This is a genomic window from Streptococcus caecimuris (assembly GCF_943193075.1).
In the GTDB taxonomy this organism is placed as follows: Bacteria; Bacillota; Bacilli; order Lactobacillales; family Streptococcaceae; genus Streptococcus; species Streptococcus caecimuris.
On sequence record NZ_CALPCT010000005.1, the window covers coordinates 100,782 to 110,054 of the forward strand.

Sequence of the window (9,273 nt, forward strand, 5' to 3'; positions counted from 1 at the left end):
TTCTTCTCCTTTAAGCAGATGTTAGTTTTTTATGGAGGTAACTTCCGAGTTTGCGCGCTCCAAAGTTAAAGATCAAGATAAAGATCAAAAGAACGGCGGCAGAACCGGCTGAGACTTCGATCGAGTCTGGAATGGTTCCTTCACTGTTGACCTTCCAGATATGGACAGCCAAGGTTTCAGCCTGACGGAAGATCGAAATTGGACTGGTCACACTAAAGATATTCCAGTTTGACCAATCAAGGGCTGGAGCCGATTGACCTGCTGTATAGATCAAGGCAGCGGCTTCCCCAAAGATCCGTCCAGAGGCCAAGACAACCCCAGTGATAATACTTGGAAGAGCTTCTGGTACCACGACATGAATCACAGTTTCCCAGCGAGACAAGCCCAGTGCTAGACCTGCTTCGCGCTGCGTATGGTGGACGTGTTGCAAGCTATCTTCGATATTGCGAGTCATCTGTGGCAGGTTAAAGACGGTTAAGGCCAAGGCCCCTGAAATGATCGAAAATCCATATTTGAACTGAACAACGAAGACCAGGTAACCAAAGAGACCTACAACGACAGATGGCAAAGAAGACAAGATCTCAATACAGGTACGAACCAAATTGGTCAAGCGACCTTTTTTAGCATACTCAGAGAGGTAAATCCCAGCTCCAAGAGAAAGTGGGAAGGAAATCACCAAGGTAATGACCAAGAGGAAGAAGGAATTATACAATTGAATTCCGATCCCTCCTCCTGCTTGGTAAGAAGAGGATTTCCCAGTCAAGAAGTGCCAAGATACATGAGGCAAGCCACGGACCAAGATATAAAGGATCAATGAGGCAAGAATCGCAACGATGATCCCTGAAATAGCATACAGCACTCCTGTGGCAATTTTATCCATTCGTTTAGCGTGCATAGTTCTTCTTACCTCTTTCTTTCGTAATCAGTTTAATCACACTGTTAAAGGCAAGACTCATGAGGAGCAATACCAAGGCAAGTGACCAAAGAACATTGTTATTGACCGTACCCATGACGGTATTTCCGATTCCCATGGTCAAAATAGAGGTGAGGGTGGAAGCTGGTGTTGTGAGCGAGGTTGGTACCACTGCTGAGTTTCCGACCACCATCTGGATCGCCAAGGCTTCCCCGAAGGCACGCGCCATACCAAAGACAACCGCTGTAAAGATTCCAGAGCGAGCTGCCTTGAGCGTGACATGCCAAATGGTTTGCCAGCGTGTCGCACCCATAGCCATACTAGCTTCCCGATAATGACGGGGCACAGCTCGGAGGCTATCGGTCGTCATAAAGGTAACAGTTGGCAGGATCATAACAAAGAGGACAAAGACCCCTGAGAGGATCCCAAAACCAGTCCCACCAAAGAGACTACGCGTAAATGGGACGACCACTTGAAGGCCAATAAATCCGTAAACAACTGAAGGAATCCCCACTAGGAGCTCAATCGCTGGTTGCAAGAAACGAGCTCCTTTAGGAGAGACTTCTGTCATGAAAACTGCTGCACCAATGGCAAACGGCGTTGCCAAGAGGGCAGAAAGCAAGGTTACAATAAAGGAACCTAGAATCATTGGCAGGGCTCCGAATTCCTTTGCAGCAGGATTCCAAGAGCTCCCAAATAGAAAACTAAAGATATTGACTTTATTGACAAAGAAAGTCGATAAACCTTTTTGGGCCACGAAAATCAAAATCATGGCAACGACGACAACAATCAAACTCATACATAGAAAGGTAATGGTTTTCCCAAATTTTTCTAGGCGGGAGTTTTTTGATTTCGTCAGCATTTTTTTTGCTACTTCGTTCATTTTTTACCTAATTCTTTTATTTTTTTGTCACATTCCCTTTTAAATCACGGGTGACTTTCATATCATTGATTGGGATATAGCCCATCTTACCAACAACCTTTTGCTGGATCTCTTCGGTCATCATGTAGTCAATGAATTTTTTAGACAACTCATTGGGTTTTCCTTTGGTATACATGTGTTCATAAGACCAGATTGGCCAGTTATTGTTGACAACATTGGCTTTGGTTGGTTCATAACCGTTAAGCTTCATGGTTTTGACACTGCTATCCAAGTAGGTAAAGGCCAGATAAGAGATGGCTCCTGGAGTCTGGGAAACGATATTTTTCACCATTCCATTAGAATCTTGCTCTTGGGCCTGCTTGGGTTGTTTGCCATCCATGATGATGGCATCAAAGACAGCACGGCTACCAGAACCTACTGCCCGGTTCACAATTGTGATCTCAAGATTTGGTCCTCCCAATTGCTTCCAGTTGGTATATTCACCCGTAAAAATCTTTCGCAATTGCTCAGTTGTCAAATTATCGACTGAGATATTTTTATTGGCAATGATCGCTGTCCCTGCTACGGCTACCTGGTGATCAACTAGACTAGAAGCATCAATCCCAGATTTTTCCTCGGCAAAGAGGTCACTATTTCCGATATCCACAGCGCCTGATTGAACTTGTGAAAGTCCTGTACCAGAACCTCCTCCTTGCACATTCACAATTTTACCTGGATGTTCCTCAATGTAGCGGTCCACTACTCCCTCAACTAGAGGTTGTAGGGCAGTCGAGCCAACAGCTGTAATAGACTCTCCACGATTGATCCAAGAAGCACAAGCAGATAAGCTTCCTGCTAATGCGATCGTCGCTAATCCTAAGACTAACTTTTTAGACGTTTTCAAATCATGTCTCCTTGATATTTCACTATTTCACTTATGATTTTGACAAGTTTTTTTCAAAAAAACCTGTACTTCCACTATATCATAGAACGGGTTCTTTGCCCAGCATTTTACCTAAAACGAAGCCCCTTTGGATAGAAATTTTTCAGGGTCTGTCCGGTCACTTTGGCAAAGCCCAAACCATTGCCTTCAACAAGGACCTGGTACCATCCATTTGGATGCGTTTCCTTCAATTGGACCGTCTCTCCCGCCACATAATGAACAAAGTCCTCAGGCGTGATCGAAACGGTCTCTTTGACCTCACTCGGTCTCAATGCTAGGCCAAGGGCAAAACTAGGTTCAAATCGATTTTTCTTGAAGGTCCCTAGGTGCAAACCATTTCGGGCAATTTTTACTTTGCGCAAATCTGGTAAACCAAGTGGAACCAAGTAGAGTTCATCTCCAAAAGTTTCGAGGACACCTTCTAGAGTGATCTTCAAGTGTTTCTTAGCAAACTCCTGCCACCATTTCTTTTGCTCCGCAGATAATTGGTCCTTTTTGGAAGGGATTTTGGCAGGACGATTCTCTCCTAGATAACGGAACTTAGCAACAAATTGTCCCTCCCCTTTAAAGAGATGAGGATACATACGCGCGGTTTCTGGATAGTCAATGCCTTCTGCCATACCATTGATCTTCTCGATCGTTTCCAGCTCCAGATCATAGTTTTCCAAAAGCCAGGATACGATCTCTTCATTTTCCTCTGGAGCCCAGGTACAGGTTGAATAAACCAAAGAACCACCTGGGACCAACATCTTGAGAGCATCCTCTAAAATCTCTCTTTGAAGAAGACTACACTCTCGAGGATAATCGACAGACCAATAGTCCATGGCATCTGGTTGCTTGCGGAACATCCCCTCACCTGAACAAGGGGCGTCTAGTACAATCAGATCAAAAAAGCCTGAGAAAACTTTGGCCAGACGATCGGCAGACTCATTGGTTACCAATACATTTCGGGCACCAAAGCGTTCTACATTCTCTACAAGAATTTTCGAGCGGCCCTTGTGGATTTCATTGGAGACCAAGAGTCCCTGATTGTCCAAATAAGACAAGAGTTGGGTGGTCTTTCCCCCAGGAGCCGCGGCCAAGTCTAAGACCTTCATTCCAGGCTTTGGCTGAGCGACTTGGGCCACTATCTGTGCAGCTGGCTCTTGCGAATAGACCAAACCCGTTGCGTGCTCGATGGATTTTCCTGAGACCTTTCCATAATGGCCCCAAGGGGTATTAGGAATCGGATCATCAAATGCTTTTTGAGTTTCTTTCAAGGGATTAGTGCGAAAGGCTGCTACTGCTTCTTGATCAAAGGTCGCAAAAAAAGCAGCAGCATCCTCACCTAGAAGATGCTGGTATTTTTCTTTAAAACCATTGGGAAAATTCATTTAACTTCTCCCTTTCTTAAGATAGGTTTGAATTTCTGTTAACTTCACTTTTGGAACCATCATAATGGGCTCCACTGAATGGTAATTGGGTTTATCTCCATTTAGATTTAAAACGGTATAGCCCAACTGTTCCCCCATGATCGCAGCTGCGGCATAATCCCAGGGCCAGATGTAGCTAAAATAAGCTAGAATCCCACCTGAGAGAATTTTTGAAAAACTAATACCGGCACTTCCGTAGACCCGAATGCCAAGAGAATCCATACCAAGATCGGCCATGCCCCAGTCATTTTTCTCAAGCATGCCGACATTTGAAGCAATCAAAAAGTTTTCCAGAGGTTGGTCCACAAAGGGCGTCAGTTCAACCTCATTGCGATAAACAGGGAATTCTCCGCCCCCGTAAAAAAGGTGATCTCGCATCACATCGTAGATCAGGCCAAACTGACCAATTCCGTCTTCAAAATAGGCCACCATCACCGCAAAATCTTCCTTTTGGGTCACAAAATTATTGGTCCCATCAATAGGATCAATCACCCAAACGGATCCTTCTGAAATCGGTGAGCGAAGGCCATCTTCCTCCGCAAAAATCCGATCTTCTGGGTAGCGATGTGTGATTTTTTCAACCAAATCCTTTTGAACTTGTTGGTCCATCTGGGTTACTAAATCTGTTGGCCCAGTCTTTTTTGAGATCATCAAGTCATCATGGAGATGAAGACGCAAATAGTCTCCAGCCTCTAAAACGATTTGTTTGGCAAACTCTAACTTATTCTTCAAGAGAAAACCATCCTTCCTCTTTTTGCTTTGCAGCCTGGGTCGCACGATAGAGAGAATAACCGCTCACTTCTTCGAACTCCCGTCCAAGACGCTTTTCTTCTCCGATACTAGGAACGACCTTCTTAAAAGCCCGGTAGGCTTCCATGTATTCTTTGGCTTCTACCTTACTTTCATAGGCTTCTTCAACTTTATTGAAAAAAGAAAGCACTGAAGCAAGCTCTTCAGTGCTCCACGATAAGTCCAGTGGGTAACTATAATTTTTTTGCATTCGACATACTTCTTAGTTTATTTCTGCTCTTAGAGTGGCAGAGCGTAACTCTTGTTTGCGATAACTCCGTGGCAAGAAGGCCCGAATTTCATCTTCGTTAAAGCCAATCTGCATGCGTTTGTTATCTAAAATAATCGGTCTCCGCAAGAGACTAGGATTTTCCTCAATCAGATGGATCAAGGCCGAGATGGATAAATCTTCAACATCAACATCCAATTTTTGAAAAATTTTTGAACGAGTTGAAATAATGTCGTCTGTTCCGTTTTCGGTCAAGGCCAATATACTTGTCAACTCCTGTTTGCTCAAAGGACTTGTCATAATATTGTGTTCTTTAAATGGAACATCGTGCTTTTTTAACCAAGCCCGAGCTTTTCGACATGATGTACAACTCGGTGATAAAAATAATGTAATCATGTGGTTCACTTCTTTTTTTATATATAACTATCTGACTCTATTATACAAAAAAAATAGGTGCTTGAAAAGCGCTTTTTTGATTTCTCGACGATTTTTCTGGATTTCAGTGGAAAAAAGAAATCCCTTTCATTATTCTCAAGAAGAGGCCCGAAAAAAAGAGGCTGGGACAAAAGTCCTAGCCTCTCAATTATTTTTAGATTGTCAAGCAAGACGCAGTGGTTGAGTGGGCTCTACTACGCTGATTTCATCAGCTTTTACAGCCCTACTCAACTGTGCGGAGGTGGGACGACGAAATCGAATTCTAACGAATTACCGATTTCTGTCCCACTCTCTTGGTCCAGTTTCGTGAAACTGCTTCATCTTCTTCTAGTTGCGCCACTAGTTGATCAATCCCATCGAATTTGACCATTTCTCGAATCTTATCTAACCAGCGAATGGTCAAGGTATGACCGTAGATATCTCCTGTAAAATCAAAGAGATTGACTTCGAAACGAAGCTCTTTCCCATCAAAGGTGACATTTTTCCCGACAGAAGCCATCCCACGGTATGTCTGCCCTTTAAAATCGACATCAACTACATAAACCCCATCTGATGGTAGATAGGTCCGATCAATCGGTGCTAGATTAGCGGTAGGATAGCCAATGGTACGGCCACGCGCATCTCCGTGCACGACGATTCCCCTACTGGATAAAGGGTGACCAAGTAGACAGGCAGCTTCGTGGACGCGTCCTTCTAGGACAGCCTGACGAATGCGGGTCGAACTAATCTTTTCCCTCTGATCCAATACAGGAGAAATGACTTCCACTTGACCATCAAAATAATCAGCTAAGTCAGAGGCAGTTTTCTTATCAGAGCCAAAACTATAATCAAATCCAGCAATTAAAACTCGGGCTCTCAAGGCTTTGACAAATTGATCGACAAATTCTTTGGCAGTTTTAGAAGCAAAATCGGTCGTAAAATCAATGAGAAAGAGCTCATCTACTCCTAGTTCGTTTAATTTTTGGAACCGATCCTCAGGACTTTGCAAATGGAGTAACAATTCTGGTTGGTAGCGAACAAAGGCTAACTTAGGAGATTCAGGAAAGGTTAACAAAGCGACCTTCAAGCCTTTTTCATCCGCGATCTGACGCGCCTTTTTAAAAAGTTCTTGATGCCCCAGATGCAGGCCATCAAAGTAGCCCAGAACCAAAACTGTCTCATTCTCCAAATGGATCTGGTTAGCAGTAGTAATCGTACGAATATTCATGAATTTATTGTAACACACTTTCTGTTAGAAAGACTTTTCGAGGTTTGTAAAGTTCTTCTCTTTTTTCTAAAATGGCTACCAATTTTCCTTGGTAAAAAGCAGCTAACTCTTTGGAGTCACTCTCAACTGGAATAAAGCGTCCCACTTGGACTTCACCGACCTCTTCGACTGTCAGCTCTACTTTTTCCAGATCCCCGGTGCCAATTTCAAGTGGATGAAGGAAGCTCAAATCTCCTTGGGCTACTTTTTCAGCCACTTCTTCTAAGGTCAGGGCCTCTTCCAGTGACAAACCGGCAGCACTGGTCCGTGTCAGATGAGACATATGGGCTGCGTAGCCCAGTTTCTGACCAAGGTCCACCGACAAGGTCCGGATATAGGTGCCCTTACTGCATTTAACCCGGAAACGAAAACGGGCTAGACTTTCTTCATAGCTAATCTCACTGGTGCGCGTGAATTCATATATGGTTACCTGCCGTACAGGGCGTTCCACTTCTTCTCCTACCCGCGCATATTCATAGAGCTTACGTCCATTGACTTTGACCGCTGAATACATAGGTGGTACTTGCTCGATTTCTCCCACCATTTGGGCAATCATGCGATCGACCTCTGCTGCATCTAAAGGGGCTTCCACTGGAGTCCGCTCTACGACTTCCCCACTGGCATCCTCCGTCGTGGTAGAAAATCCCAAAGTGATTTCTCCTTCATAGACCTTGCCTTCATCTTGCATGAATTCGACCATCCGGGTCGCCTTTCCAACTGCTATCGGAAGCACTCCCACCACATCCGGATCCAGCGTTCCCCCATGGCCGATCTTCTTAGTTCCTAAAATTTTTCGCAGTTTAAAGACCACATCATGTGAGGTCATGCCTGCTTCTTTTTTTACATTGATAATTCCGTCCATCTGTTTTGCTCTTTCTAACTGATTGTGTGACCATCCGGGCCACCGACCCTTTATTATACCACGAAATGAGACTTCTTGTCCCTCTTTCCCACTTCCCATGAGCTTCTAAAAAATCCCGTAGCAGATTTCAGACTTTTTAAAATGGGTTTGATACAATAGAAAGCGAAAGAAGGTGTAACATATGTTAATGTATGATATTATTGTGATTGGATTTGGTAAAGCTGGTAAAACACTTGCAGCGAAATTATCAAGCCAAGGAAAAAAAGTCGCTCTGATTGAAAAGAGCAAATCTATGTACGGTGGTACTTGTATCAATATCGCTTGTATTCCCACCAAGACCTTGATTGTTGCAGCAGAAAAAGGCTTGGATTTTGAACAAGCCATGAATGAGAAAAATGCTGTCACCACTCGTCTCAACGGAAAGAACTATGCAACTATTGCTGGAACCGGTGTAGACATTATCGACGCGACGGCTCGTTTCGTTTCTAACAAGGTCATCGAAATTCAAGCTGGAGATGAGAAGGAAGAATTGACAGCTGAAACCATTATTATTAATACTGGTGCTGTGCCAAATGTCCTTCCGATCCCAGGTTTGGCTGAAAGTAAATTTGCCGTGGATTCAACCGGTATTCAACGTTTGGAAAACCTACCTAAACGCCTGGGTGTCCTTGGTGGTGGACCTATCGGATTGGAATTTGCTCATCTCTATAATACCTTGGGCAGCCAAGTAACGGTATTGGATGCTTCTGAAACATTCTTGCCACGGATCGAGCCAAGTATTGCAGCTCTTGCAAAAAGCTACCTTGAAGAAGATGGCATTCAATTCTTGCAAGGCGTTCATACCCAAGAAATCAAAGATGGCCAAAACAGCTTAACGATTGTCACAGATAAGGGAGACTTCGAGTTTGATATCCTTCTCTACGCAACAGGACGTAAACCAAACACAGCTGGACTTGGTCTTGAAAACACAGATATCCAAGTCACTGATCGTGGAGCGATCCAAGTCAACCGTCATTTGGAAACCAGCGTCCCTGGTGTCTTTGCAGTTGGCGATGTCAATGGTGGTCCTCAATTCACCTACATGTCACTCGATGACTTCCGCATTGTCTTCAACTACCTTACAGGCGATGGTAGCTACAATCTCGAAACTCGTCACAATTATGCGACAACACTCTTTATTGCTCCTCCACTGGCCCAAGTCGGCTTGACCGAGCAAGAAGCACGTGACAAAGGACTTCCAGTTGCTGTTAAAGAATTGCCAGTTGCTGCTATGCCACGCGGACACGTCAATGCAGACCTTCGAGGGGCCTTCAAAGCCGTGGTCAACCCAGAAACTAAAGAAATTCTTGGGGTGACGCTCTTTGGAGAAGCTGCAGGCGAAATCATCAACCTGATCACCATGGCCATGGACAACAAGATCCCTTATACTTACATCGCAAAACAAATCTTTACCCACCCAACCATGGCAGAAAACCTAAACGATCTCTTTGCGATTTAACTAACATAAAAAAGAGGCTGGGACAAAAGTCCTAGCCTCTCAATTATTTTTGGATTGTCGAGCAAGACGCAGTGGTTGAGTGGG

The 9,273-nt window shown here is 44.2% G+C and carries 10 protein-coding genes; 1 reads left to right on the forward strand and 9 read right to left on the reverse strand.

Annotated features, from left to right (window positions below):
- Window positions 1-10 precede the first annotated feature (10 nt).
- The 9 genes from pstA to truB form a co-directional block, all read right to left on the reverse strand.
- A complete protein-coding gene (gene pstA / locus NFR56_RS03410; protein ID WP_003006597.1) occupies window positions 11-895 on the reverse strand; it encodes a phosphate ABC transporter permease PstA in 885 nt (294 codons plus the stop codon).
- Window positions 885-1,796 (reverse strand): phosphate ABC transporter permease subunit PstC, encoded by a 912-nt coding sequence (pstC, locus tag NFR56_RS03415; RefSeq protein ID WP_014713132.1) that lies wholly within the window; start codon window positions 1,794-1,796, stop codon window positions 885-887. The genes pstA and pstC overlap by 11 nt, the downstream gene beginning before the upstream one ends.
- A gap of 16 nt (window positions 1,797-1,812) precedes the next feature.
- Window positions 1,813-2,679, reverse strand: a complete 867-nt coding sequence (locus NFR56_RS03420) for a phosphate ABC transporter substrate-binding protein PstS family protein (RefSeq protein WP_251457665.1) — start codon at window positions 2,677-2,679, stop codon at window positions 1,813-1,815.
- Window positions 2,680-2,786: 107 nt separating this feature from the next.
- The gene (locus tag NFR56_RS03425; RefSeq protein ID WP_251457667.1) at window positions 2,787-4,091 is read right to left on the reverse strand and encodes an RsmF rRNA methyltransferase first C-terminal domain-containing protein; all 1,305 of its coding nucleotides are present in this window, start codon (window positions 4,089-4,091) and stop codon (window positions 2,787-2,789) included.
- Window positions 4,092-4,862, reverse strand: coding sequence for an inositol monophosphatase family protein (locus NFR56_RS03430; RefSeq protein ID WP_251457669.1), 771 nt, complete (start codon window positions 4,860-4,862; stop codon window positions 4,092-4,094).
- Window positions 4,852-5,130, reverse strand: a complete 279-nt coding sequence (locus tag NFR56_RS03435) for a UPF0223 family protein (RefSeq protein ID WP_003003480.1) — start codon at window positions 5,128-5,130, stop codon at window positions 4,852-4,854. The genes NFR56_RS03430 and NFR56_RS03435 overlap by 11 nt, the downstream gene beginning before the upstream one ends.
- A gap of 12 nt (window positions 5,131-5,142) precedes the next feature.
- Window positions 5,143-5,544 (reverse strand): Spx/MgsR family RNA polymerase-binding regulatory protein, encoded by a 402-nt coding sequence (locus NFR56_RS03440; protein ID WP_009732658.1) that lies wholly within the window; start codon window positions 5,542-5,544, stop codon window positions 5,143-5,145.
- A 301-nt stretch (window positions 5,545-5,845) separates the two neighbouring features.
- The gene (locus NFR56_RS03445) at window positions 5,846-6,790 is read right to left on the reverse strand and encodes a bifunctional riboflavin kinase/FAD synthetase (RefSeq protein WP_247913930.1); all 945 of its coding nucleotides are present in this window, start codon (window positions 6,788-6,790) and stop codon (window positions 5,846-5,848) included.
- Between the two features lie 4 nt (window positions 6,791-6,794).
- Window positions 6,795-7,691, reverse strand: coding sequence for a tRNA pseudouridine(55) synthase TruB (gene truB / locus NFR56_RS03450; protein ID WP_247913931.1), 897 nt, complete (start codon window positions 7,689-7,691; stop codon window positions 6,795-6,797).
- A gap of 181 nt (window positions 7,692-7,872) precedes the next feature.
- Here truB and NFR56_RS03455 point away from each other — a divergent pair, with 181 nt between their 5' ends.
- The gene (locus NFR56_RS03455) at window positions 7,873-9,189 is read left to right on the forward strand and encodes an FAD-containing oxidoreductase (RefSeq protein ID WP_247913932.1); all 1,317 of its coding nucleotides are present in this window, start codon (window positions 7,873-7,875) and stop codon (window positions 9,187-9,189) included.
- Window positions 9,190-9,273: the final 84 nt, after the last annotated feature.